The organism is Croceibacterium salegens (assembly GCF_009827435.1).
Lineage (GTDB): Bacteria > Pseudomonadota > Alphaproteobacteria > Sphingomonadales > Sphingomonadaceae > Croceibacterium_B > Croceibacterium_B salegens.
In genome coordinates this window covers 97841-122889 of sequence record NZ_WTYM01000021.1, presented here as the reverse complement: position 1 = coordinate 122889, position 25049 = coordinate 97841, and the positions used below count along the sequence as shown (strand labels likewise).

Genomic DNA, 25049 nt, shown 5'->3' with positions numbered 1-25049 from the left:
CACCCTGTAGGAAAGTTTTTTCCTCCCCCGCCGGGGGAGGAATTATCCCAGCCGCGTCAGTGCCGCTTCGAGCCGCTGCGCCTCGGCGGTGTGGTGGGCGTGGTCGGCGCGCGCCTTCTCGACCGCCTCGGGCTTGGCCCGCTCGACGAAGTTGGCGTTGGACAGCCGACCTTCGAGCGACTTCGCTTCCTTCCGCGAGGCCTCGAGCGCCTTGGCGAGACGGGCCTTCTCGGCCTCGATGTCGATAATCCCACCGAGCGGAATGACGAAGGTGTCGCTGCCCGCGCCGACTTGCATTGCCGCACCTTCCGGCGCCGTGCCGATGTTGATCGCGGAGAAGCGGGCGAGGCGTTCGAGCGCGGCGGCGTTGCCGGCCATCACCGCGCGGGCCAGTGCGGTCGGCTCGGACAGCCATGCCGCGAGCCTCGCGCCGGGCGCGATGCCGAGTTCGTTCTTCGCGGTGCGGATAGAGCGGGTGAGGTCGACCAGCCAGTCGATCTCGGCCTTGGCCACGGCGTCGACCGCCGCTTCGGGCTCCGGCCACTTCGCCACGATCAGGTCGTAGGGCCGCTCACCCTGTGCGTGCCACAGCTCTTCGGTGATGAAGGGCATGAACGGGTGCAGCATGACGAGGATCTGGTCGAGCGCCCACCCGGCGACGGCCTTGGTCTCCGCGTCGATCGCGCCCTTGATGAGTTCGAGATACCAGTCGCAGAAGGTATCCCACGCGAAGTGGTAGACGGCGTTGGCGGCGGCGTCGAAGCGCAGGTCGGTCATCGCCTTGTCGAGTTCGGCGAGGGTTTCCACGACCTCGCCGACGATCCACTTGTTGACCGCCAGCGTCGCCTCGGGCGCGGCGACCGACTGCGAGGCGCCGATGCCGTTGGCCTGGCAGAAACGCGTGGCATTCCAGAGCTTTGTCGCGAAGTTGCGGTATCCCTCGACCCGCTTCTCGTCCATCTTGATGTCGCGGCCCTGGCTTTCCATCGCCGCCATGAAGAAGCGCAGCGCGTCGGCGCCGTATTTGTCGATCAGGCCGAGCGGATCGACCACGTTGCCTTTCGACTTGGACATCTTCTGCCCGTCGGGCGCGCGCACGAGGCCATGCAGGTAGAGTCGCGGCCAGGGGATCTGCCCGGTGTTGTGCATCCCCATCATCATCATCCGCGCATCCCAGAAGAACAGGATGTCGAAGCCGGAGATCAGCAGGTCGTTGGGGTAATGGCGTTCGAGCAGCTCGCTCTGCTCCGGCCAGCCGAGCGTGGCGAAGGGCCACAGCGCGGAGGAGAACCAGGTGTCGAGGACGTCCTCGTCGCGCGTCAGCGTATGGCCGCAGGCCTGCGCGTAGGCCTCTTCCTCGCTCTCGGCGACGTAGACGTTGCCTTCCTCGTCGTACCAAGCGGGAATCCGGTGCCCCCACCACAGCTGGCGGCTGACGCACCACGGCTGGATGTTCTCCATCCAGTTGAAGAAGGTCTTTTCCCAGCTCTTGGGGACGATCTCGATCTTGCCGGTCTTCACCGCCTCGATCGGACCCTTGGCGAGCGTTTCGGCGTCGACGTACCACTGGTCGGTCAGCCAGGGTTCGATCACCACGCCGCCGCGGTCGCCGAAGGGGGTGGCGATCACGCGCGGCTCGGCGTCGTGCTCCTCGCCGTCCTTGTCGACGTGCGGGATGAGAAAGCCGGCTTCCTTGAGCCGCTGCACCACCAGCTCGCGTGCACCGTCCACGCCATCCCGGCGGAAGCGGTGCAGGCCGAGGAATTCCGCCGGCACCAAGCCGTCGGAGGTCTGGCAGACATTGCCGTCGGCATCGAGCATGTTGAGCATCTCGCCCGCCGCGAAGCCGGCGCGCTTGCCGACCTCGAAGTCGTTGAAGTCGTGCCCCGGGGTGATCTTCACCACACCGCTGCCCAGTTCGGGATCGGCGTGCTCGTCGGCGATGACGGCGATGCGACGGCCGGTCAGCGGCAGGACGATCTCCTTGCCGATGACGCTGGCATAGCGCTCGTCGGCCGGGTGCACGGCGACCGCCATGTCGGCCAGCATCGTCTCGGGCCGGGTGGTGGCGACGTGGAGATAATCCTTGCCGTCCGCGGTGGTGACGCCGTCGGCCAGCGGATAGCGGAAGTGCCAGAAGCTGCCCTTGACCTCGTGTGTTTCGACCTCGAGGTCGGAGATCGCGGTGCGCAGCTTGACGTCCCAGTTCACCAGCCGCTTGTCGCGGTAGATCAGGCCCTGGTTGTAGAGGTCGACGAAGACCTTCACCACCGCGCGGGTGAAGTGCGGGTCCATCGTGAACTGCTCGCGGCTCCAGTCCATCGAGCAGCCGAGGCGGCGCAGCTGGCGGGTGATCGTGCCGCCGCTCTCGGCCTTCCATTCCCAGACCTTGGCGACGAAGTCCTCGCGCGAGTAGTTGGTGCGCTTGTCCTGCGATTTCTCCAGTTCGCGCTCGACTACCATCTGCGTGGCAATGCCGGCGTGGTCGGTACCGACCACCCACAGCGCGTCCTTGCCGCGCAGCCGCTCGTAGCGCACGACCACGTCCTGCAGCGTGTTGTCGAGCGCGTGGCCGATGTGCAGGCTGCCCGTGACGTTGGGCGGCGGGTTGACCAGCGTGAAGGGCTCGGCGTCCGGCCGCTCGGGCCGGAACTGGCCGGTCTCTTCCCAATGGGAATACCACTTCGCCTCGATCGCGGCGGGGTCGAAAGTCTTGTCGAGCTCTGTCGTCATATGCGGGTGCGCCTTTGCCAGCGGCGGAAAGGGTGTGCAAGGCGCGCGTAGCCCCCCGATTGCCGCCGCCATCCGCTTGCCGCCTGCCGCTTTTGCCCGCATAGCAGCACGATATGCGCGAGTGGGCGGACTACACCATCGAGGAGGGCGATGGCGGCACAAGGCTGCTGCTCCATGGCCCGCTGCTCATTGCCAGCATCGCCGTGCTCGACGAGAAGCTGCGTGTTCACGAAGGCAGCGTCGACCAGATCGACCTCTCGCAGGTCGACCATATCGACACCGTCGGCGCGTGGACCGTGTTGCGCTTTTCCCGCGCCAGCGGAGCCGAGATTACCGGGGCGAGCGAGAAGGCGAGGCGCCTGATCGAGGCGGTCGAGGGAGCCGAGAGCAGCGCCGACATCGAGCCCCGGCGCCCTCTGCTGAGATTCCGCGTGCCCGAGCACGTCGGCAAGCTGGTGATCGAAATGGCCATCGGCGGGCGGCACATGCTCGGCTTCGTCGGCGCGCTGTTTACTTCGATCGGCTACCTCATTCGCCACCCGTCGCAGTTCCGCATGAAGGCCTTCGTCCGCCAGCTCGAGCTGACCGGCGTCACCGCGCTGCCGATCATCGGGCTGATGAGTTTCCTCATCGGCATTGTCGTCGCCCAGCAGGGCGCGGCGCAGCTGCGGCAGTTCGGGGCGGAGATCTACACCATCAACCTGACCGGCCGCCTGACCCTGCGCGAACTCGGTGTGCTGATGACCTCGATCATGATCGCCGGCCGTTCGGGCTCGGCCTTCGCGGCGCAGATCGGCACGATGAAGCTGACCGAGGAAATCGACGCCATGCGCACGATCGGCGTATCGCCGATGGAGGCGCTGGTGGTGCCGCGGGTGCTGGCGCTGGTGGTGATGATGCCGCTGCTCGGCTTCTATTCGAGCGTGCTCGGGATCATCGGCGGCGCCTTCGTCGCCGACCTCACGCTCGGCATCCCGTTCCTCACCTTTCTCGAGCGGATCAAGGAAGTGGTGCCGCTTTACGACGTCTGGGTCGGAACCATCAAGGCGCCGGTGTTCGGCCTGATCGTGGCGGTCACCGGCTGTTACCAGGGCATGCAGGTCTCGGGCAATTCCGAGGAAGTCGGCCTCAGGACCACCCGCTCGGTGGTGCAGGCGATCTTCATGGTCATCGTGCTCGACGCGTTCTTCGCGGTGTTTTTCACCGAGGTCGGCTGGGCATGAGCGAGGACGAAATCGAAGCCCACGTCATCGCCGAAGCGCGCGATGACATCGTGCCCGAATTCGACGGCGAATTCCCGGTGGTCATCACCGGCCTGCGCAACACTTTCGGCGAGCAGGTCGTGCACGACAATCTCGACCTCAAGGTGCGGCGCGGCGAAATCCTCGGCGTTGTCGGGGGTTCGGGCACCGGCAAGTCGGTGCTGATGCGCTCGATCATCGGCCTGCAGATTCCTGACGAGGGCGACATCGAGGTTTTCGGCATCGAGATCACCCACGGCGACCCCGACGAGGCGGTGGGCGTGCGCAACCGCTGGGGCGTGCTGTTCCAGGGCGGGGCGCTGTTCTCGACGTTGACCGTGGGCGAAAACGTCGAAGTTCCGCTCAAGCAGTTCTACCCCGAGCTCGATCCCGAACTGATGCACGAGATAGCGCGCTACAAGGTCGTGCTCTCGGGCCTGCCCGAGGATGCGACGGCGAAATTTCCCTCCGAGCTGTCGGGCGGGATGAAGAAGCGCGCCGGGCTCGCTCGCGCGCTGGCGCTCGATCCCGAGCTGTTGTTCCTCGACGAGCCGACCGCCGGGCTCGACCCGATCGGCGCCGCGCGCTTCGACGAGCTGACCCGCGAGCTGGCCGATACGCTGGGCCTGACGGTGTTCCTCATCACTCACGACCTCGACACGCTCTACGCGATCTGCGACCGCGTAGCGGTGCTCGCCGACCACAAGGTCATCGCCGTGGGAACGATTCCCGAGCTGCTCGAAAGCGATCACCCGTGGATCCAGGAATACTTCAACGGTCCGCGCGGCCGCGCCGCGCAGGAGAGCGGGGAGCGCGCCAGGAGCATGGACAAGCAGGATAATACAGGGGATTAGGGTCGGCAGATGGAAACGCGCGCAAATCATGTCTGGGTCGGGATCGTCACCCTGGCGCTGCTCGCGGCGCTGGCCGTGTTCATCGTCTGGATCGCGGGCTGGGGCACCAGCGACCGCAAGAAATACGACATCTTCTTCCCGCAGGCGGTCGAAGGCCTCGCCGAAGGCAGCACGGTGACCTTCGCCGGCGTGCCGGTGGGCAAGGTCGACGACATGAACCTGTGGGAGAAGGACCCGCAGTTCGTGCAGGTGCGCATCAGCGTGAAGGATGACGTGCCGATCCTGCAGGGCACCACCGCCACCGTGCTGGGCAGCTTTACCGGGGTTTCGACGATCCAGCTCGACGGCGCACGCGCCGGGCAGCCGCCGATTACCCGCATGGGGCGGGACGGGGTGCCCGAAATCCAGCCCAAGGCCGGCGGCCTCGGGGCGATCCTTGCCGGTGCGCCGCAGCTGCTCGACAACCTTTCGACGCTGACCGAGCGGCTGACCGACCTGCTCGACGCCGAGAACCAGCGCTCGATCAAGGGTATCCTCGCCAATACCGACCGCATGACCGCGCAGCTCGCCGACGCCAGCCCGAAGATCAACCAGGTGCTGACCGACCTCGACGCCGCGCTGGCGCAGGCGACCTCCACGCTGGCGCAATTCGACCAGACGCTGGCCAGCACCAACCAGTTGCTCAACCGCGACGGCGCCTCGACCATGCAGGAGTTGCGCCGCACGCTGGTCTCCGCGCGCCAGGCGGCCGACGCGCTCAACGCGACGATGGCCGACGTGCAGCCCGCCGCGCGGCAAGTCTCTTCGAGCACCCTGCCCGCCGCCGAGGCGGCCCTGCGCGACCTGCGCAAAACCACCGCGGCGCTGCGGCAAATGACCGAATCGATCCAGGCGAACGGCGCGGGCAGCGTGCTCGGCGGCCAGAAGTTGCCGGACTACAAACCATGAGGCGAGACGCGATGACCCTTTCCCGCCGGGCCGGGATGGCCCTCCTGCCGCTCATCGCACTGTCGCTGAGCGGGTGCATCAGCACCGGCTCCAAGCCGCCGCCCTCGCTGCTCAACCTGACCGCTACCCAGCAGACCGCGGCGGGCAGCGAATCCAGCGGCACCGCGGCCACGGCGCTGGCGGTGCTCGACATTGCCGCGCCGCAGAAGCTCGACGTCCTTCGCGTGCCGGTGGTCACCGGAGGATCCTCGCTTGCCTACCTCCAGGACGCGCAGTGGGTCGAAAAGCCTTCGCAGCTGTTCGAACGGGTGCTCGCCGACACCCTGCGCGCGCGGGGCAACCACCTGCTGGTCAGCGGCACCGACCTCCAGTTCAGCGCCTCCTCGAGGCTCTCGGGCACACTCGACGCGATGGACTACGACGCCTCGCGCAGCGCAGCGGTGGTGCGCTTCGACGCGGTGTTGGTGACCAAGGACGGCCGCGTGCAGACGCGCCGATTCGAAGCGGTCGTGGACGGCGTATCGCCCAAGGCCGAACCGGTCGGGGCGGCTCTCAACGAAGCGGCGAACAAGGTCGCCGCCGACGTCGCCAACTGGGTCGGCTAGTACCGGGTTCCAAAATCGCCGCATTCGCCGGGTATCGGTGGAGCCGATGCGGACCAATGTGGCATATACGCGGCGTAGCGTCATCGCCGGCAGTGCGGCCATGGCAGCCTTGGCGGTCGCGGAAAAAGGGAGAGCCTCAGTGCCCCAGGCGAGGAAATTCAAGCGCGAGCGGTTCGTTGAGGACTGCCAGGCGGCCCATGGCGATGGCGGCATGGCGGCGGTGCAGGAGGTGCTCGCCGCAGCAGTCAGCGATCACCGCGCGGTGCTCGATGGGCTGGGTGAGCCGACCTCCGCGGGGTTCGACGTGCTGCTGCACTCGCCCGCGCTGACGATCTTCGCGGCGCACTGGACGCCGCAGATGAACCTGCTGCCGCACAACCACGAGATGGCCGCGCTGATCGGCATCTACACGGGCCGCGAGGACAACATCCTCTGGCGCGACGAGCCCGAGGGCCTCAGGGCCCACAGCGCCGCCTGCCTGTTCGAAGGCGACGTGGTCGCGCTGCCGGTCGACGCGATCCATTCGGTGTCCAACCCGCTCCAGCGCTTTACCGGCGGCATCCACATTTACGACGGCGACTTCTTCGCCACGGAGCGCAGCCAGTGGAACCCCGAGACGCTGGCCCGCGAACCCTCCGACGGCGACACCATCAGGGCGATGTTCGCCCGCGAAAACGAACGCCGTGCTGGGCAGTGCGGCGGGCCGGCCTAATTGCAGAGCGAAGCGATCTCGTTTGCCGCAAGGGCCGACGCCAGCCAGTTGTAATCGTATCCGTCGCCGATGCGGAAATAGACGTCGCCGCTTGGCAGGATGAGGTTGCTCAGGCCCCCGACGCCTGAGAGGAACGGTACCCAGACGTCGTGCGCGCAGCCGAGTTGGCTACCCACGTTGCGGACCCACAGCGAGTGCTGGTAGCGCCAGTTGGCGTTGTAGATCGGCAATCCCGCGTTCGCCGGGACCTGCTGCATCGCTTCGGCCAGCATAGTCTTGTCGAGCATCGGCTTCCCGTCGATCGTTCCCCCACGCTGCAGGAACCCGGCGAGAAGGGCGGCATCGTTGCGGTGCAGGACGAGGCCCCAGCCCGTGAAGGGCTGGCGGACCGCGTCGATCGAACGGCGCGTCTCCATCATCACCGGACTTGCGCCCAACTCTTCTAGCAGCGGCACCACGAGGTCCCGGTAGGAGTCGGCATCAGCACCGCGGTGCGCCTTGAGGAAGGCGTTCATGGCCGTGCCCAGCAGGTAGGTGTCGCTGGTGTGGTAGACGGTCCGGATGCCCGGCGCTTCCTGCCGCGGATAGTTGCGGCAGGCGAGGTCGACATGGGCCGCGTGGGTTTTCGCAATCAGGAAGTCGGTGGTCGGCTGCGCGTCCTCGTCGATATCGGGTTCGGCGGAATTGTAATGCCCGGTCGCCATGTCGAGCAGGTTTTCGAAGGTGACGCCTTCCCACCCTGCGTTTGCGCACTCGGGAACGTAATCGACGAGCAAGGCGTCCTTCGCCCCGGGATAAAGCGCTTCGAGCCGCATCAGCCCGATCCCGCCGGCGATCGACTTGGCCCAGGAAAACGACGGCAGGTCGAGCACGTCACAGTAGGGATAGGGCCCATGCCGGGTCGGGCAGGCTCCGGCGTAGAGCACGCCGTCGTGGACGAAGCCGAATGTCGTCAGCGCCTCCGGCTTCACATCGTCGGGCGATGCGAAGCGGGTGGCGATGGCACCGAGGTCCGAGATCGGACGAACCGGCAGGCGCGCGGCGACCTCGCGTTCGTATGCCGCCAGTACCTGCGACTTTGCCGCAACTGGGCCGGGTTCGAATTTCGCCCCGGTCAGCCCCCACATGTCGAACTGGAAGTAGGGGCAGGTCTCCGAACCGACCTGGTAGGCCAGTTGCGTCGTTTCGCCACTGTCGCCGACTGCGAACAGCGCCAGCCCGTTATGCAGGCAGTTGGCGTCGTACTCCATCAGCGAGAACGGCAGCGCGACAAACGTCGTGCCGGGATGGCTGGGAAGGTCCCAGGCCCGCCCCGGTTCGAAGATCCAGTCCCACGCCGGATGCCCTGCGACGATGGGGCCCCGCTCGACAGGAATGACCTCGAAGCCGCTCGAGACGAGGGTGACGTTCGCCCCCGGCAGCTCGCGGGTCTGCGGCACCATCGAAACGAACCCGAACTTGTCGAGGAGCACCTCGAGCCTGTCGGCCGGTTCGGCGGCGATGTGCAGCTTTCCGTCCACGCTATGCGAGGGGGGCAGGGCATCTGGTGGCGGTTCGAACAGCGAGGTCTGCCAGGCCGTCTCAGATGCGGTGGTGGCGGAGAGCGTGGCAGCCGGATCGTTCTGCGCCCGGGCCGCGCCCGCCAAGGACGAGACCATGCAGGCCGACAAGACCAGCAAGAGTAGTCTTCGAGAATTCATCGAATATCCCCCGGTCCCGACCTTAACCGGTTGACGGGGGACGGCAAGGTTCGCTCGCTCATGCAAGCACACGGTGGCCGAGCGATCCGCCCGGTCAGGCCTCGTGCGCCAGCCGGGCGAATTCCGCGGCACGCTGAAAGGCTTCGAGCCGCAGCTTGCGGCGCTCCTCGGCGTTGAAGTCCCAGCCCCATAGCTCGGCCTGCCAGTCTTCCTCGCAGTTGGCGGCGGTGAACAGGGCGTCGATGTCGGCTCCGTCCTCCAACGCGGCGAGGCCGACGGTCAGCGAGGCGGCGATGGTGGTCAGCGTCTCCAGCGCGGCCAGGGCGAAGGGATCCAGCCCGGCGAGGATTTTGCGAAGCCGGGCGAGCGTTTCGGGCGGTTGCGGGCGATGGACCACGCCGCTGACCCGCTCCATCCGAAGGCCGTGGCGTGCCTCGAACGCCGTCACCAGCGGCTCCCAAAGCTCGACCTGGCGCTTGTAGAGCGGCTCATCGGGATCGGCGCGGTAGCACAGCGTGTCGGTCTCGGCGTAGGGCAGCAGCTTGTCCGCGGTCTCGCCCGGCGCGGGGGCGATGCGGTCGATGGCGTAGTCGGTCAGGTCGCGCAGCACGAAGCCCCGAGGGTCGATCTCCTCGCCCTGCGCGGCCCACTCCGCCGCAAGCGCCTCGGCCAGCGCGCGAGAGGGGACGAGTTGCGCGCCGCCGCCCTGCGTCTTGATCGGCCGCCCATCGAGCGTGACGCGCCAGTCGCCTTCCACCTGCTCGACCGCAGCATCCTTCCAGAAGCGCTTCATGGCCGCGGGCTGCGCCACTTGCGGGCCAGCAGCGTCGGCACGAGGAACACGTCGAGGAGGCCGACGACGAGCATCACGTAGGCGGCGATCTCGGGGAAGGGCACCACTCCCCGCAGCGCTGCCAGCGCGAAGACAACCATGACGCCGCCGCCAAGGCGCACGGCCTGGATGGCCAGCCAGCGTTTGCGGGCGACATCGTCCGGCGGTCGGCTAGCCATGGAGCATCTCCTCAAGGTGCGCGGCGTCGCGGGCCACGTCCTCGGCTCCGGCGGCGATGAGTTCGGTGGGCGCGTGGTAGCCCCAGGCGACGCCGAGCGCGCGCACGCCGGCGGCGCGGGCCATCTCGATGTCGAAGGTGGTGTCCCCAATCATCACCGTGGCGGCGGGCAAGGCATCGGCCTCGGCCATGGCGGCTTCGAGCATCGAAGGGTGCGGTTTGGAGGGGTGGCGGTCGGCGGTCTGCAGGGTGGCGAAGAGGTTCTCAAGCCCATGCAGCGCGAGCAGGCCGGTGAGGCCCCGGTCGCTCTTTCCGGTGGCCACGCCGAGTTGCCAGCCTTGCGAATGAAGCGTTTGAAGCAGGCCCGGAACACCGTCGAACAGCGGTTCCGCCACCCGTCCCTCGGTCCGGGCGAGAAAGAACGCTTCCTTGTAGGCCGCGACCAGCCGGTCGACCTGCTCTGCCTCGGAATCGGGCGTCAGCCGGCGCACCGCGACCGGCAGGCTCAGCCCGACGATACGGCGGATCTCGTGGCTCGGCGGCGCGACGAGGCCACAGGCGCCGAAAGCCTGCGCCATCGCCCCGCACACGGCGCCCTGTCCGTCGGACAGCGTGCCGTCGCAGTCGAACACGGCGAGGCGCACGCTCACTTGGCGAGCCCCCGCATCAGCGAGGCGAGCGCCAGTGACCCCTGCGCCTCGAGCGCATCGGCGACGGCGCTGCGCTCCTCCACCGACTTGTTCTGGCTGAGTTTGAAGGTCGGACGCCAGGCGCGGACCTCCAGTTCGAAACCGGTGATCGCGCGGATGAGCTTGCTCCAGTGCTCGGGCGGGACATCGGCAGAGGTGTAGGCTTCGCCCTCGGCGATGCGGCCCTCCTCGCGCTCGGCAATGGCTTCGAGCAGCGCCTCCAGCCCCTCGCTCTCCATCCTGCGGACCGGGCCTTCGAGTTCGAGCGTGACGTAGTTCCAGGTCGGGACTGCGCCCTTGGCCGGGTACCAGCGGGGGCTGACGTAGGCGTCGGGCCCGTTGATGACGGCCAGCGCAGGGCCGCTGGCAATGTGCTTCGCCAGCGCGTTGCCGTTCGAGAGATGAAACCGGATCGCCCCGTCGCCGGTCGAGACGATCGGGACGTGCGCCACGCGCGGCCCGTCCGGGGTCTGCGCGAAGATCATGCCGAAGCCGATTTCGTCGATCAGCGATTCGAGCAACGCCCGGTCGTCGCTGCGGAATACGGGGTTGGGATGCATCAGCGCTTCTTCGTCGGCTTCTTCGGCTTGCCCCCGGCGTTACGGCGCGAGCTGCGTTCGCCGCGGCGGGCCTTGCGGTATTGCTTGGCGTGGGCGCGGGCGGCCTGCTTCTTCTCGCCCTTGGTCCGCGGGGGCGGGTCGTCGCGCACCGGGGCGGCGTCGCTCATGCCGGGGTTGAGCCCGAGCTGCTCCATGCTTGCGGCAAAGTGCTCGGGCAGGTCGGCGGTGACGTCGAGCTTGCCGGAGACCTGCTTGTCGCCCGCCGGCACGTCGATGATCAGGCGGCGCGCATGGAGGTGCATCTTGCGGCTGATCGAGCCGGTCAGGTAGGCGTCCTGCCCGCCGTACTTGCCGTCGCCGACGATCGGATGGCCCATCGCGGCGCAGTGGACGCGCAGCTGGTGGGTGCGCCCGGTGAGCGGCTCGAGTTCGAGCCACGCCGCCTTGGTGCCGACCCGGTCGACGACGCGGTACTTGGTCTTGGCCGGCTGCCCGCCTTCGATGTCGACATGCATCTTCTCGCCGCCGGTGCCCGGCTGCTTGGCCAGAGGGGCCTCGATGGTCCCTTCGGATATCTCGGGCACGCCGACGACCAGCGCCCAGTAGATCTTCTTGGCGCTGCGCCCGGAAAAGCGTTTCGAAAAGAAAGCCGCGCTGCCCGGAGTGCGGGCGATGAGGAGGACGCCGCTGGTGTCCTTGTCGAGCCGGTGGACGAGGCGCGGGCGCGGTTCGTCCTCGGCCGCATAGGCATCGAGCAGCCCGTCGACGTGATTGTGCGTCTTGGTCCCGCCCTGCGTGGCGAGGCCCGGCGGCTTGTTGAGCACCAGCGCGGAATCGGTCTCGCGGATCACCATCGCCTCGGCCTGCGCGATCTGCTCTTCGGTCAGCGGCATGACCTTGCGCGGGCGGGCCGCCGCGGCCTCGCCGCCCGGCGGCACGCGCAGCACCTGACCGGCGGCGAGCCGGTCGTCGGGCTTCACCCGCTTGCCGTCGACGCGGATCTGCCCGGTCCGCGCCCACTTGCCGACCATGGCGAAGCCGACCTGCGGCAGGTGTCGCTTGAACCAGCGGTCGAGTCGGATCCCGTCGTCGTCCGCATCGACCGTGAACTGGCGGACTTCCCGCTCGTCCTTGGTCTTGTCAGGGGAAGTCATCCGGCGACCCGCATGGTTATGAGGCCGATGTAGAGCGCGCTGAGGCCCGCGAGCACCGAGACGGCGGCATAGAGGACACCCTGCGCCGCCTGTCCGCGCTCGATCAGCAGCATCATTTCGAGGCTGAAGCTGGAGAAGGTGGTGAAACCGCCGAGAACGCCGACGCCGATGAACAGGCGCCAATGCTCGCCCCCATGCCCGTGGCGCGCGAGGAACCCGGCGAGCAGGCCCATGGCCATGCTGCCGATGACGTTCGCCGCCAGCGTCGCCCACGGGAACGAGGTCACCGCCTGCACTCCGAGCCAGTGAGTCATGCCACGCCCGAGCTGGTAGCGCAGGACGGCGCCGATCCCGCCGCCGAGGGCGACGTAACCGGATGCGGCGAGGGTAGATGGCGCGTTCATCCGCGCGGCCTTAGACGGGAGCGGCGAGGGTGGAAAGGGCGCGCAGCCCGGAAAACCTTGCCTTTCGCCCCCGATTCCCTTATCGGGCCCCTCGTTCGTGTCGGTCCGGAACGGATTCGGCCCAATTTTCATTGGTATTACGTTTGGTGCACCCCGCGCCGGTCTACCGCGGGCTCTCCCGATTTCGATTTCGAAAGGTGGCTTAGGTTTATGCAGATCATCGTCCGCGACAACAACGTCGAACAGGCTCTCCGCGCGCTCAAGAAGAAGCTGCAGCGCGAGGGGGTGTATCGCGAGATGAAGCTGCGCCGTCACTACGAGAAGCCGAGCGAAAAGCGCGCTCGCGAGAAGGCCGCCGCCGTGCGCCGCGCCCGCAAGCTCGAGCGCAAGCGGATGGAGCGCGACGGTTCGCGCTAACCTGCTCTTGCAGGCAGTAAACCGATAAGCCAAAGGGGCGCGGGGGTTCGATCTCCGCGCCCCTTTTGCATTCAGGATACCGTTGATGGCCGAAGTTACCCGCGTTCCGATCCAGCCGATTGCCAAGGGCTCGGTGCTCAAGCTGTGGCTCGGCCTCCTGCTGGTCGTGGCGCTGGCCGCGGGCCTTGCCTACTGGGCCATGCCCAAGGGCGTCGAAGTAAGCGAGATCACCGCGGGCGAGGGTCCCAACCCGGTCGTGGGCGACGTGGTGTTCGTCAAGTACACCGGCAAGCTCGTTGACGGGACGGTGTTCGACAAGTCGCAGGACATGCAGCTTCCAGTGCAGGGCATCCTGCCCGAAGGCACGCCGATGACGCTCGACGGGGTCATCCCGGGCTTCAAGGAAGCGCTGATGAAGATGCAGAAGGGCGGCAAGTACGAAGTGCGCATCCCGGCCGACAAGGCCTATGGCGCCAGCCCGCCCCCCGGATCGCCGATCCCGCCGAACAGCGACCTGATCTTCGAGATGGAACTGATCGACTTCATGCCCGAAGCCGATGCCCAGCGCCGCGTGCAGATGATCCAGCAGCTGATGGCCGGCCAGCAGCAGCAGGGCGAAGGCGAAGCTCCCCCCGCCGGAAACTGACTTTCCAGCGATTGCTCACAATTCGCTCATGCCTTGGGCCGCGTTTGGCGGCATGATGGCGCTTGTCCTGTAGGAGGGGAGCAAGCGTGATGGACGGAACCGAGGGCAATCACATCGACTGGCCGCTGCGGCCGTGGATACTCGCCGCACTGCTCGGCGCGGCCGGGCTGCTGGTGTGGACGTTCGCCGACAAGGGCAACGACGTGCCATGGCGCATGGCGGCGACCGCCTTCGTGTTCTTCGGCGCGATCGCCGCAGCCTTCACCATCGAGCGCGACAATTGGAAGCAGCCGCTGGTCTTCGCGCTCGTCGTCGGCCTCGTCATGGCGGGTCTCGCGTGGCGCGCAGTGTCGGCAGGCGACCATTACGCGGTGCCGCAATACGGCTTCATCGCCGGGGTAATCTCCACCGGCCTCGCGCTGCCGCTGTTCCAGTCGGGCTTCCACCGGACGCGCTTCGCCACGCCCTATCAGGCAGTCCACTATAACGTGTGGAGCGATGCGCTGAGCGCAGGGGGCAGCATGGTCTTCGTCGGGGCATCGTGGCTGGTCCTGCTGGTCCTTGCCGCCTTGTTCGAACTGCTCAAGATTCGCTTCCTGTTCGACCTTATGGACGATGGCTGGTTCGCCTGGACCTTCAGTGGCGTGGCCTTTGGAGCGGCGCTCGGCATCCTGCGCGGGCAGCTGAAGATCCTCGGCACACTGCAAGCGGTCGTGATGACCGTGCTTTCGGTCCTCGCCGTGCCTTTGGCGCTCGGCCTCGTGCTGTTCCTCGTGGCGATGATCGTCTCGGGGCCGGAAGTGCTGTGGCAGGCGACGCAGAGCGCGACGCCGATACTCCTCGCTTGCGCGGCCGGATCGTGGGTGCTGGCCAACGCTATCCTGCGCGACTCGGATACAGAGATGAGCGGCAACCCGGTGCTGCGCTGGGCGAGCATCGCCCTTGCCGCTGCGATCCTGCCGCTGACCGTGTTCGCCGCGATCTCGCTCGGCACGCGTATTTCGCAGCACGGGCTCAGTCCCGAGCGCATCTGGGGCCTGATCGCCATTGCCGTCGCCTGCGCCTACGGCCTTGCCTGGCTGGTCGCGCTGCTGCGCGGCTGGAAGGGCGGCTGGGGCGAGCGGTTGCGCCGGGCCAACCTGCACCTTGCCGCGGTTATTTGCGTCTTCGCCTTCATCCTCGCGCTGCCGATCCTCGACTTCGGCCGTATCGCCGCGGGCAACCAGTTGCAGCGGCTGGCCAGGGGGCATGTGAGCCCGGAGGACTTCGACTACACCGCGCTGCGCTGGGACTTCGGCGATGCCGGGCGCGAGGCGCTGGCGCGGCTGGCGAAGAACAAGGACGCCAAGGTTGCGGAGCTCGCTGCGGCGGCATTGGCGCAGAAGGAACGCGCCTATTCGGGGTTCGTGGGCAAGAACAAGACGCGGGCCGATTTCAACCTGCGCGTCCAGCCTGACGATGCCGAGATTCGCGAAGGCGTGCTCGATTACCTCGTCACCCATCCCTACGATTGCGAGGATCGCTGCGTCGTGCTCGACCTTGGCGAGGCGAGCGGCGGCGGGCGGCGCCTCGCGCTCGTGCGCGGCAGCGGGTACACACTGATGAACCTCAAGCCGGGTACGGGGCTGGAGCCCGAGGAACTCGGAGCCATCGAGCTGCCTACGCTCGGTCCGGACTCGGTGGTCGAGGTCGGCGAGGGCCGCGTCATCCGCATCGACGGCAAAGTTGTCGGACCTGCCATCGGCGACAATTAAGCGCGCTTGAAGCCCGCGCCCCGCGCGGCTAACGCGCCCGCATGTCGGTAGACCGTGAAACCGTGGCGAAAATCGCCAGCCTGGCGCGCATCAAGGTGGACGAGGCTGCCCTCGACCGCATGGTGCCCGAGTTCAACAATATCCTCGCCTGGGTCGAACAGCTCGGCGAGGTCGATACCAGCGGCGTCGAACCGATGACCGCGGTGATCCCGCAGGCGCTGCGCCTGCGCGACGACGTGATCGATGCCGACCCGCTGACCGGCGGCGGCATCCGCGACAAGGTCCTCGCCAATGCGCCGGCGGCCGAACACGGCTTCTTCGGTGTGCCGAAGGTGATCGAGTAATGACCGACCTCACCCAGCTCGGCGTCAAGGCGATCCGCGAGGGCGTCGCCGGTGGCGACTTCACCGCGCGCGAAGTTGCCGAGGCGTTCAACGCCAACGTCGCAGCGGCGCAGGACGCGCTCAACGCCTTCATCGTCGCGACGCCCGAAAAGGCGCTCGAAGCGGCCGACAAGGTCGATGCCGACCGCGCGGCGGGCAAGCCGCTCGGCGCGATGGCCGGTGTGCCGATCGGCATGAAGGACCTGTTCGCCACGCGCGGCGTGCAGACCACCGCGGCGAGCCACATCCTCGACCACTTCATTCCCGAGTACGAGAGCACCGTCAGCCAGAAGCTGTGGGACGCGGGCGCGGGCATGCTCGGCAAGCTCAACCTCGACCAGTTCGCGATGGGCTCGTCGAACGAGACTTCGTACTACGGCAACGTGATCAGCCCGTGGCGGCGCAACGATGGCGGAAACGCCGCGCTCGCCCCGGGCGGTTCCTCGGGCGGCAGCTCGGCGGCGGTCGCGGCGCGGCTCTGCCCGGCGGCGACCGGCACCGACACCGGCGGCTCGATCCGCCAGCCTGCCGCCTTCACCGGCATTTCCGGCATCAAGCCGACCTACGGGCGCTGCTCCCGCTGGGGCATCGTCGCCTTCGCCTCGAGCCTCGACCAGGCCGGGCCGATGGCGCGCGACGTCACCGACTGCGCGATCATGCTCGGCGCCATGGCCGGGTTCGACCCCAAGGATTCGACCAGCCTCGACATGCCGGTGCCCGACTGGGCCGGGTCGCTGAACGCGGACCTCAAGGGCAAGCGCGTCGGCATCCCGAAGGAATACCGGATGGACGGCACCGACGCCGAGATCCTCGGCCTGTGGGACCAGGGCATCGCCTGGCTCAAGGACGCCGGGGCCGAAGTGGTCGACATCAGCCTGCCGCACACCAAGTATGCGCTGCCGGCCTACTACATCGTCGCGCCTGCCGAGGCTTCGAGCAACCTCGCCCGCTACGACGGCGTGCGGTACGGGTTGCGCGACCTGCCACAGGGCGCGAACCTGCAGGACATGTACGCCGCGACCCGCGCCGCCGGGTTCGGTGACGAGGTCAAGCGCCGCATCCTGATCGGCACTTACGTGCTCAGCGCCGGGTTCTACGACGCCTACTACACGCAGGCGATGAAGGTCCGCACGCTGATCCAGCGCGACTTCGCGGCGGCGTTCGAGACCTGCGACGTGATCCTCGCCCCGACCACGCCGACCGCCAGCTTCGCGCTCGGCGAGAAGATCGACGACCCGCTGGCGATGTACCTCAACGACGTCTTCTCGGTCCCCGCCAGCCTCGCCGGGCTGCCGGCGATGAGCGTGCCGGGCGGTCTCAACAAGGACGGGTTGCCACTCGGCCTGCAGATCATCGGCAAGGCCTTCGACGAACAGGGCGTTCTCGACGCCGGGCTGGCGATCGAACAGCGCGCCGGGTTTGTCGCCCAGCCTGGGAAGTGGTGGTGAGCCTCGCAGCCGACGTCGCGGAAGGAATTGCTGCACTTGTCGAACTCGCCGGCGATATCTGGCTGAAGCTGAGCAAGGGCGACCGGAAGCGAAATGACCGAAAGTCGGATCGACAGGACGAGCGGGAAGTAGCGCTTCCCCGACTGACCGGTCGGCGTCCGGCAAGAGGAAGTGAAACGAAGGACGACTAGTTGCCGCACCCTGGGCATCACCCCTGTCGGCCGGAAGCCCGACGCGCAGTTCAGCCCGGCCTGACCGCCTCGAAGATCATTGTCTCGAGTTCGAGGAAGCCCTCGTCCATCCGCATCGAGTTGTCGATCCCGGCCAGTTCGGGATCGCTGCTCCGGTTCACCTCGCAGGGCACGATCTCGGTGAACCCGGCCTCTTCGAGCAGGCCGCGCAGCGTTGCAGGGTCGTAAATGAAGCTGTGGCCCCAGTTGCGCACGAAGTTGTTGACCATCGTCACCGGCGTCGCTGGCACGCCTTCGGGCAGGCAGTAGATGCCCTGCCGGATGTATTCGCGCTGCAGCTCGCTGAGGTCCGGACCGAGCAGACCGACGAGGAAGGCGATGTCGGGGGTCGAGATGCGGATCCTTCCGCCCGGCTTCAGCACGCGGAAGCATTCGCGCAGCATCGCGCGCCCGCCGGGATAGTCGACATGCTCGATCATGTGCTCGGAGAAGATGTAGTCGAAGCTCGCATCGGGTAGCGGGAAGCGCTGCGTCGCGTCCATGAACAGGTAGTCGCCCTCGCCGACGCGTATCGGGCACCAGTTGGTGTTGAGCCATCCCGCGCGGCGGTTCCTCCCCGCGCCGATCTGCAGCCGCCGCACCGGGTTTTCGCGCAGGTAGCGGGCGATCATGCGGCGGTCGCGGCCCGACAGGCGATAGGCCTGGCGCAGCGCAAGCTGCAGCGGACGCGCCTTGTAGACCGCCCTGGCGATGTCGGTCGCGCTTTTCGCCATTCTCGATTTCGCCCCGGACACCTATCTTGCGAGCAACCCGCCCGACGCTAGCCCAGCAAGGCGCCGGCGCGAAACGCAATCGCACGGATCGAGACACTTTCGCGGCGCGTAGCGATTGATTGCCACTCGCCAAGCCGATAAGCGCTCGGCACGAACCGCCGGAATTACCATGAGCAGCACCGCAACAAGCACTTACCGCATCCAGGGCGCCACGGGCGAATGGGAGGTCGTGATCGGCCTCGAGGTCCACGCGCAGGTCACCTCCAACGCCAAGCTGTTCTCCGGCGCGGCGACCGCCTTCGGGGCGGAGCCGAACGCGCAGGTCAGCCTCGTCGATGCCGCCATGCCCGGCATGCTGCCCGTGCCCAACCGCGAGTGCATCCGCCAGGCGGTTCGCACAGGTCTCGCCATCGAGGCGCAGATCAACAAGTGGAGCCGGTTCGACCGCAAGAACTACTTCTACGCCGACCTGCCCCAGGGCTACCAGATCAGCCAGCTCTACCACCCTCTGGTGGGCGAGGGCTCGCTGCTGATCGAGGCCGACGAGAAGGCCGGCATCGCCGAGGACAAGGTCATCGGCATCGAGCGCATCCACGTCGAGCAGGACGCGGGCAAGCTGATGCACGACCAGCACCCGACGATGTCGTTCGTCGACCTGAACCGTTCGGGCGTGGCGCTGATGGAGATCGTCAGCCGCCCCGACATGCGCTCGCCGGCCGAGGCCGGGGCCTATCTCGCCAAGCTGCGCCAGATCGTGCGCTACGTCGGTTCGTGCGACGGCAACATGGACCAGGGTTCGATGCGGGCTGACGTCAACGTCAGCGTCCGCAAGCCGGGCGATGAATTCGGAACGCGGACCGAGACGAAGAATGTCAACTCCGTCCGCTTCGTCATGGCCGTGGTCGAGGCCGAGGCGCTCCGCCAGGTCGACCTGATCGAGGACGGTGGCACCGTAGTGCAGGAAACTCGGCTCTACGATCCCGACCGGAACGAAACCCGCTCGATGCGCTCGAAGGAAGACGCGCACGATTACCGCTACTTCCCCGATCCGGACCTGCTGCCGCTCGTCCTCGACGATGCCTTCGTCGAGGAGTGCAGGGCGAGCCTGCCCGAGCTGCCCGACGCCAAGCGCAATCGCTACATTGCCGAACTCGGCGTGCCCGAATACAACGCCCACGTGCTCACCGCCGAGGTCGAGACCGCGCGCTGGTTCGAGGCGCTGCTGTCGGAGACCGCTGCTGCGCAGGGCAAGAGCGAGGGCGAAGTCGCCAAGCAGGCGAGCAACTGGCTGATCTCCGAATTCTTCGGCGCGCTCAACAAGGCCGGGCACGAACTGGCGGATTCGCCGGTCAGCCACGAGCAGGCCGCCGAACTGCTGGCGTTGGTCGGCAAGGGCACCATCTCCGGCTCCATCGCCAAGCAGGTGCTCGAAACCATGATAGAGACCGGCGACAGCGCCGGGACGATCGTCGAGCGCGAGGGGCTGAAGCAGGAAAGCGACAGCGGTGCGATCGAGGCGGCAGTCGACAAGGTCCTTGCCGACAACGCCGACAAGGTCGCCGACTACAAGGGCGGCAAGCAGCAGCTGTTCGGCTTCTTCGTCGGCCAGACGATGAAGGCCATGCAGGGCAAGGGCAACCCGCAGGTCGTCAACGAGGTGCTGAAGGCGAAGCTGGGCTGAGCGGCGGATGCCGCTCACCATTGTCCTCGTCGAGCCCGAAATCCCCGGCAACACCGGCGCGGTGGGGCGTACCTGCGTGGCGCTCGATGCCGAGCTCGTGCTGATCCACCCGATTGGCTTCCACATCACCGATGCGCGGGTGAAGCGCTCTGGCCTCGACTACTGGCCGCACGTCCGGCTGGCCGAGTTCAAGAGCTGGGACGCCTTCGCCGAGGAGCGCCAGCCACGCGCCGACCAGCTGTTCCTCTTCGAGGAGCACGCCTCCACTTCGTTCTACGAGCCGGACTACCCGGACGACGCGATCCTCGTCTTCGGCAAGGAGACGACCGGTATCCCTGAGGCGATCTGGCAGCGCTATCCCGGGCGCCAGTTCCACTTGCCGATGCGCACCGGCGTCATCCGCTCGCTCAACCTCGCCAACACGGTGGCCGCCGCGGCCTACCAAGCGATGCGCGGGAAGTTGGGATAGGGTCGGGCGGGAAGAGCCGGCCCCCTTATTTTCCATCTTGCCGGTTTTTCCGATGCTGGCATATCTCGCGCGGGATTACTCCGGGGGGAGAGGGAAATTGTACTTGCGTCGAGCATGCCTGGCCATGCTTGCGCTGTCGATCGGCAGCGCGGCAAATGCACAGGCCATCAAGAACGAGCCGCCGATGCGGCATTTCACCGAAGAAGAAATCGCCGCGGTCCAGATGCCAGCCCTGGATTTCCAGGCAACGCCCGAGATCGCCGCCGACTACGACAAGTACTTCTTCTTCCACCGCGCCAACAGCTCGTTCGACGAGGCCTATGCCGACATCACCGAATGCGATGCCCTGTCGAGCGGCGCGAACATCTATCTCGGCGCCAGCGACAGTTCGATCGCCGCTGCCTCTGCGCAGTACGGGATGGCCGCGGGCGTGATCGGTGGTGCGATTGCCGGGGCGATGATGGACGCGATCTTCGGTTCGGCCGAGCGACGCAAGCAGCGGCGCACCAACATGCGCACCTGCATGCACTTCAAGGAATACGATCGATACGGCCTCGAGAAGGACCTGTGGCAGTCCTTCAATTTCGAAGAGGGCAACGACAGGGCGGACCCGGAAGAGCGCAAGCGCGACCTGCTGATGCAGGCTCGCGTCGCCTCGGCGAGCGCCCCGAACCAGGAGGTGCTGGAACCATGATCGCAAGGACCACCGCACTCGCTGCCGCCGTTGCGCTGCTGTGCACCCCGGCACATGCCGCGGCGCAAGTCGTCAGCAAGCCGGTCGAGGAAAAGAACCTTGTCGGCGGGAAGCAGAAACTAGATCCGGCCAAGGGCTACATCTATGTCCACGGTCCGAACCGTTCGATGCTGATGCTGATCAAGACGCCGGATCAAGAGCAAGTCGAAGCCTACGAAGCCGACTGGCGCGAGGAATTGGCCAAGGCGAAGAAGAGGTATCCCTCGAAGCTCGCCAACTGGAAGCGTGATTACGATTTCGCCCAGAGGTCCAACAAGAAGAAGCTGCCCGAGAAGCCGGTCGAGCCGACCGAGGAAAACTTCAGCATCGGCAACATCGAGAGGCGCATGGTCGTCGTTCTCGGGCCGCAATTCGTCTTCTCAAAATCCGAAAGCGATTTCAGTTATCTGCAGGAGGTCGAGCCGGGCACTTACACGATCTACGGCCCGGTATTCTACGCACCGAACGGGACAGCTGCCGGCACTTGTTATTGCATGGGTACAGTCAAGTTCGAGGTCGCGGCGGGCCAGGTCACCAACCTTGGCGATTTCCCCGCGATGGCCTGGGAGGAACTGTCGGATGCCGACAGGAAAGCTAACCCGAGCCTTGCTGACTGGCAGTCCAAGCCGGTGGATTACACATTGCCGGCGTCACTGACTTCGTTCGGCGGCGCGCCGGCGGACCTGCATGCGGCCGGCAAGATCAACAACTTCTTCGGCGTCCTGGTCGGTCGCATGCCTCCGGTCCCGGGCGTCCTGGGCTACAATCGCGACGTAGTGGTCAACTTGAAGGCGGAGCAAGGCGCCGCCGAATAGCCCCCGGTCGACCGGCGTTTCGCGCCGGGCGCCGGGTGCGCCATGTCAGGTTGGCTCAGAACTCGCTGGCGTCGTGGTACTCGATCGGGATGCCGAGGCCGGCGAGCTGGCTGTCGATCTGCTTGCGGTCGCCGACCACGACGATGATCATGTTGTCGGGCTGCAGGTACTTCGCCGCGGCCGCGTCGATCGCCTGCGCGTCGATCGCGCCGTAGATCGCCGGTAGCCGCGAATAGTAGTCGTCGGGCCGGCCGAGGTTCTGGTTGCCGGTGATCGCGCCAAGGACCTGCGAGTTGGTCTGGAACGAGTTCGGCAGGCCGCGAATGTTGCCGTCGGTCACGCGCTGCAGTTCGACCTCGTTGACGCCCTTCTCCCCCGGGAAAGCCTTCATGTTGGCGATCATGGCCTTGATGGCGTCACCCGTCTTGTCGGTCTGCACCGGGCTGTAGGCGGTGACCATCGAGGGGCCCTCGTTCTCGGTCAACGAGGAATAGGCGTAGTAGGTCCAGCCCTTTTCCTCGCGCAGGTCGAGGTTGAGGCGCGAGAGGAAGCCGTCGCCGATCACCTGGTTGGCGAGGTCGAGCGATTCCATGTCGGGCGTCGTGCCGGTGATCGGCAGTACGTGGGCCATCATGATCATCGACTGCGGCGAGTTGGGCCGGTCGATCACCACCATGCGCTGCTTTGCGGCCGGGACGGCAATGTCGAGGTTCTTGGCCGGGGCCGGTGCTGACGGCACCTGCCAGGTGCCGAACGCCTGCTCGAGCAGCGGAACGAGCATGTCCATGGTGATGTTGCCGACCACGGTGATGCGCGCGAGATCGGGGCGCAGCCATGTGTTGTGCGCCTGGGAAAGTATGCCGGGCGTCAGGGCCTCGATCACGCTCGACTTGCCGGCCGAACCGACCGAGCCATAGGGGTGCGCGGTGCCGTAGACGAGCGGGCGCAGCGCGCGCTGGGCGAGGCTGGTCGGCGCCGCCTGCTGTTGCTGGATCTCGGCGAGGCGCTGGTCGCGAACGCGCGCGACGTCCTCGTCGGCGAACTTCGGGTGGCGCGCGATGTCGGCCATCAGCGCCAGCGAAGGAGCGAGGTTGGCGGTCAACGCGGTCATCGTGACGCTGCTCTTGTCGAGCGAGGTGCCGGTGTTGATCGAAGCACCGAGCCGCTCCTGCTCCTCGGCGATGTCGACCGCGCTGCGGCTGGTGGTGCCCTCTTCGAGCAGGTCCATCATCAGCGACTGGGTGCCGGCCCTGGCGCTGCCGTCGGCGGCGTAACCGGCGTCGAAGTCGAGCGAGACGCTGACCTTGGGGATCGCCGTGCGCGTGGCGAGCGTGACCGGAATGCCGTTCGAAAGCATCGCGTGCTGGACCTTGGGGAAGGTCAGTTCGGCGACCGGGGCAACCGGCGGCATCTTGCGCGGTGCGCCCACGGCAATTGCCGGGGCCGGGGTCTTGGCATCGGGCGGCGGCGCGACTTCGTTGCCGTCATCGGACCATCCGCCGAGCGTGGCGCCGTCGAGCGTGCGCTCGCCCGGTTCGACCACCAGCGTGTAACTCGGGCGGCCGAGCCACTGCTGCAGCGCCGATTGCACGCCGGTCGGGGTCAGCCGGGCAGTCGCTTCGAGGTCGGCCTTGTACTGCGCCGGATTGCCCGAATAGAGCAGCCCCTCGGCCAGCGTCGCGCCCTTGCCCGACATGCCGCCGACCATTTCGAGCGCGCCGATCTGCGAGGAGACCGAGCGGGTCGCCGCGCGCAGCAGCTCGTCGGCGCTTGGGCCGTCTTTCACCAGCTGGGCGATAACTTCGTCGAGACGCTTTTCGGCCACCGCCGGATCGACACCCGGTTTCACGTCGACCTGCGCCTGCAGGAAGCTCGCATCCTCGAATTGCAGGGCATAGGCGGTGACTTCGACCGCCAGCTGCTCGTCGCGCACGAGGATGTTGTCGAGCCGCGAGCTCGACAGCCCGCCGAGCACGCTCATGCCAGCGGCGAGTGCCGGGGAGGCGGGATCGTTGAGGCCGGGCCCGCTCCACACCTTGTAGATGCGCGTCACCGGGACCTGATCGGCGATGACTTCGCGCTTGGGCGCGTCGAGCGTCACGACCGGCGAAACCGGCATCACGACCTTCGGGCCCGCCGGGATGTCGCCGAACCACTTCTCGACCAGCGGCCGGGCGGTCGCGACGTCGATGTCGCCCGACAGCGCGAGGATAGCGTTGTTGGGCCCGTAGTTGTCGGTGAACCACTTGCGCACGTCGGTCAGCGTCGCGGCATCGAGGTCGGCCATCGAACCGATCGTCGAGTGGCGATAGGGATGGCCGACCGGGAACAGCGCGTCGCCGGTCAGGTATTCGGCGAGACCATACGGCTGGTTGTCGCCGAGCCGTTTCTCGTTCTGCACCACGCCGCGCTGCTTATCGAGCTTGTCCTGCGTGACCGCGCCGAGCAGGTGGCCCATGCGATCGCTTTCCATGAACAGCGCCAGGTCGAGCGCGCCGGTCGGTACGGTCTCTACGTAGTTGGTGCGGTCGTACCAAGTCGAACCGTTCGTACTGGTCGATCCGGCGCCTTCGAGCGGGACGTCGAAGTTCTCGACGTTTTCGCTGCCGCCGAAGAACAGGTGTTCGTAGAGGTGGGCGAAGCCGGTCTTGCCCTTGGGCTCGTTCTTCGAGCCGACCCGGTAGTAAGTCGTGACCCCGACGACCGGGCTCTTGCGGTCGGTGTTGACCAGCACGGTGAGGCCGTTGGGGAGGGTGAAGGTCTGGTAGGGGATGTCGACCTGTTCGACGAGCTCGGCCAGCGGTGCGGGTTCGGCTGTCTCGGGTTGTGCATAGGCAGCGGTCGCAAGGGCGAAGGGGAGGAGGGCTGCGGATTGGAAGAAGCGGCGCATCGAGTGTCCCGTAAGCGAATGAATTCGGCTGTCCGAATGCCTAGCACGCGCGCGCGCGGGGTGTGAGCCTTTCGACCAACGGCATACCGTTCCGGACGAGGGTGGCACGGCGCGATGGCCCAAATGCAGGATTGGCGGAGCAAATTTGACCTGAAACACTGTCAGGGGTGAAATCGACCCCTATATGCCGCTAACACACCGGGTGACGCGCGACCTCTTGAGTTGCATAAATGTCACAC

24 protein-coding genes are annotated in these 25049 nt (G+C 66.9%); 14 read left to right on the top strand and 10 right to left on the bottom strand.

What is annotated here, in order from left to right:
- Positions 1–42: 42 nt before the first annotated feature.
- A complete protein-coding gene (locus GRI89_RS00955; RefSeq protein ID WP_159791391.1) occupies positions 43–2733 on the bottom strand; it encodes a valine--tRNA ligase in 2691 nt (896 codons plus the stop codon).
- 113 nt (positions 2734–2846) lie between these two features.
- Between GRI89_RS00955 and GRI89_RS00950 the strand changes: the two genes are divergently transcribed.
- From GRI89_RS00950 to GRI89_RS00930, 5 genes are all read left to right on the top strand, one after another.
- Positions 2847–3956, top strand: a complete 1110-nt coding sequence (locus tag GRI89_RS00950) for an ABC transporter permease (RefSeq protein ID WP_159791390.1) — start codon at positions 2847–2849, stop codon at positions 3954–3956.
- On the top strand, positions 3953–4828 hold the full coding sequence (locus tag GRI89_RS00945; protein ID WP_159791389.1) for an ABC transporter ATP-binding protein: 876 nt from the start codon (positions 3953–3955) through the stop codon (positions 4826–4828). Before GRI89_RS00950 ends, GRI89_RS00945 begins: the two co-directional genes overlap by 4 nt.
- 9 nt (positions 4829–4837) lie before the next feature.
- Positions 4838–5776, top strand: a complete 939-nt coding sequence (locus tag GRI89_RS00940) for an MlaD family protein (RefSeq protein ID WP_159791388.1) — start codon at positions 4838–4840, stop codon at positions 5774–5776.
- Between the two features lie 11 nt (positions 5777–5787).
- The gene (locus tag GRI89_RS00935; protein ID WP_159791387.1) at positions 5788–6381 is read left to right on the top strand and encodes an ABC-type transport auxiliary lipoprotein family protein; all 594 of its coding nucleotides are present in this window, start codon (positions 5788–5790) and stop codon (positions 6379–6381) included.
- Between the two features lie 139 nt (positions 6382–6520).
- On the top strand, positions 6521–7093 hold the full coding sequence (locus tag GRI89_RS00930; protein WP_201290839.1) for a hypothetical protein: 573 nt from the start codon (positions 6521–6523) through the stop codon (positions 7091–7093).
- Here GRI89_RS00930 and GRI89_RS00925 read toward each other — a convergent pair.
- The 7 genes from GRI89_RS00925 to crcB all read right to left on the bottom strand — a co-directional run bounded on the left by GRI89_RS00925 (position 7090) and on the right by crcB (position 12610).
- Positions 7090–8751, bottom strand: a complete 1662-nt coding sequence (locus GRI89_RS00925) for a serine hydrolase domain-containing protein (protein ID WP_159791386.1) — start codon at positions 8749–8751, stop codon at positions 7090–7092. The two genes, GRI89_RS00930 and GRI89_RS00925, sit on opposite strands and share 4 nt — an antisense overlap.
- A 136-nt stretch (positions 8752–8887) precedes the next feature.
- The gene (locus GRI89_RS00920; protein ID WP_159791448.1) at positions 8888–9586 is read right to left on the bottom strand and encodes an ATP12 family chaperone protein; all 699 of its coding nucleotides are present in this window, start codon (positions 9584–9586) and stop codon (positions 8888–8890) included.
- On the bottom strand, positions 9583–9804 hold the full coding sequence (locus GRI89_RS00915; RefSeq protein ID WP_159791385.1) for a hypothetical protein: 222 nt from the start codon (positions 9802–9804) through the stop codon (positions 9583–9585). The genes GRI89_RS00920 and GRI89_RS00915 overlap by 4 nt, the downstream gene beginning before the upstream one ends.
- Positions 9797–10453 carry an HAD-IA family hydrolase gene (locus GRI89_RS00910; RefSeq protein WP_328598014.1) on the bottom strand — a complete coding sequence of 219 codons (657 nt, stop codon included), beginning with the start codon at positions 10451–10453 and terminating at the stop codon, positions 9797–9799. The genes GRI89_RS00915 and GRI89_RS00910 overlap by 8 nt, the downstream gene beginning before the upstream one ends.
- Positions 10450–11052, bottom strand: a complete 603-nt coding sequence (locus GRI89_RS00905) for an FMN-binding negative transcriptional regulator (RefSeq protein ID WP_235912609.1) — start codon at positions 11050–11052, stop codon at positions 10450–10452. The genes GRI89_RS00910 and GRI89_RS00905 overlap by 4 nt, the downstream gene beginning before the upstream one ends.
- The gene (locus tag GRI89_RS00900; protein ID WP_159791384.1) at positions 11052–12206 is read right to left on the bottom strand and encodes an RluA family pseudouridine synthase; all 1155 of its coding nucleotides are present in this window, start codon (positions 12204–12206) and stop codon (positions 11052–11054) included. Before GRI89_RS00900 ends, GRI89_RS00905 begins: the two co-directional genes overlap by 1 nt.
- Positions 12203–12610 (bottom strand): fluoride efflux transporter CrcB, encoded by a 408-nt coding sequence (gene crcB / locus GRI89_RS00895; RefSeq protein ID WP_159791383.1) that lies wholly within the window; start codon positions 12608–12610, stop codon positions 12203–12205. The genes GRI89_RS00900 and crcB overlap by 4 nt, the downstream gene beginning before the upstream one ends.
- A 210-nt stretch (positions 12611–12820) precedes the next feature.
- Here crcB and rpsU point away from each other — a divergent pair, with 210 nt between their 5' ends.
- From rpsU to gatA, 5 genes are all read left to right on the top strand, one after another.
- Positions 12821–13027: a 30S ribosomal protein S21 gene (gene rpsU, locus GRI89_RS00890; RefSeq protein WP_159791382.1), complete on the top strand. Its 207-nt coding sequence runs from the start codon at positions 12821–12823 to the stop codon at positions 13025–13027.
- A gap of 85 nt (positions 13028–13112) precedes the next feature.
- A complete protein-coding gene (locus tag GRI89_RS00885; RefSeq protein WP_159791381.1) occupies positions 13113–13673 on the top strand; it encodes an FKBP-type peptidyl-prolyl cis-trans isomerase in 561 nt (186 codons plus the stop codon).
- Positions 13674–13762: 89 nt separating this feature from the next.
- Positions 13763–15427 carry a DUF4153 domain-containing protein gene (locus GRI89_RS00880; protein WP_159791380.1) on the top strand — a complete coding sequence of 555 codons (1665 nt, stop codon included), beginning with the start codon at positions 13763–13765 and terminating at the stop codon, positions 15425–15427.
- 41 nt (positions 15428–15468) lie between these two features.
- Positions 15469–15771, top strand: coding sequence for an Asp-tRNA(Asn)/Glu-tRNA(Gln) amidotransferase subunit GatC (gene gatC, locus GRI89_RS00875; RefSeq protein WP_159791379.1), 303 nt, complete (start codon positions 15469–15471; stop codon positions 15769–15771).
- Positions 15771–17258: an Asp-tRNA(Asn)/Glu-tRNA(Gln) amidotransferase subunit GatA gene (gatA, locus tag GRI89_RS00870; protein WP_159791378.1), complete on the top strand. Its 1488-nt coding sequence runs from the start codon at positions 15771–15773 to the stop codon at positions 17256–17258. Before gatC ends, gatA begins: the two co-directional genes overlap by 1 nt.
- Before the next feature lie 241 nt (positions 17259–17499).
- Here the strand turns inward: gatA and GRI89_RS00865 are convergent, their stop codons facing one another.
- Positions 17500–18222, bottom strand: coding sequence for a class I SAM-dependent methyltransferase (locus GRI89_RS00865; RefSeq protein ID WP_159791377.1), 723 nt, complete (start codon positions 18220–18222; stop codon positions 17500–17502).
- 169 nt (positions 18223–18391) lie between these two features.
- Between GRI89_RS00865 and gatB the strand changes: the two genes are divergently transcribed.
- The 4 genes from gatB (at position 18392) to GRI89_RS00845 (ending at position 21920) form a co-directional block, all read left to right on the top strand.
- Complete coding sequence (gene gatB / locus GRI89_RS00860; RefSeq protein WP_159791376.1) at positions 18392–19903, top strand: Asp-tRNA(Asn)/Glu-tRNA(Gln) amidotransferase subunit GatB; 1512 nt, start codon at positions 18392–18394, stop codon at positions 19901–19903.
- A 7-nt stretch (positions 19904–19910) separates the two neighbouring features.
- Positions 19911–20372 (top strand): tRNA (cytidine(34)-2'-O)-methyltransferase, encoded by a 462-nt coding sequence (locus tag GRI89_RS00855; RefSeq protein ID WP_159791375.1) that lies wholly within the window; start codon positions 19911–19913, stop codon positions 20370–20372.
- A 103-nt stretch (positions 20373–20475) separates the two neighbouring features.
- Positions 20476–21066, top strand: coding sequence for a hypothetical protein (locus tag GRI89_RS00850; RefSeq protein WP_159791374.1), 591 nt, complete (start codon positions 20476–20478; stop codon positions 21064–21066).
- Complete coding sequence (locus GRI89_RS00845; RefSeq protein ID WP_159791373.1) at positions 21063–21920, top strand: hypothetical protein; 858 nt, start codon at positions 21063–21065, stop codon at positions 21918–21920. The genes GRI89_RS00850 and GRI89_RS00845 overlap by 4 nt, the downstream gene beginning before the upstream one ends.
- A 55-nt stretch (positions 21921–21975) precedes the next feature.
- Here the strand turns inward: GRI89_RS00845 and GRI89_RS00840 are convergent, their stop codons facing one another.
- The gene (locus GRI89_RS00840; RefSeq protein ID WP_159791372.1) at positions 21976–24810 is read right to left on the bottom strand and encodes a M16 family metallopeptidase; all 2835 of its coding nucleotides are present in this window, start codon (positions 24808–24810) and stop codon (positions 21976–21978) included.
- Positions 24811–25049: the final 239 nt, after the last annotated feature.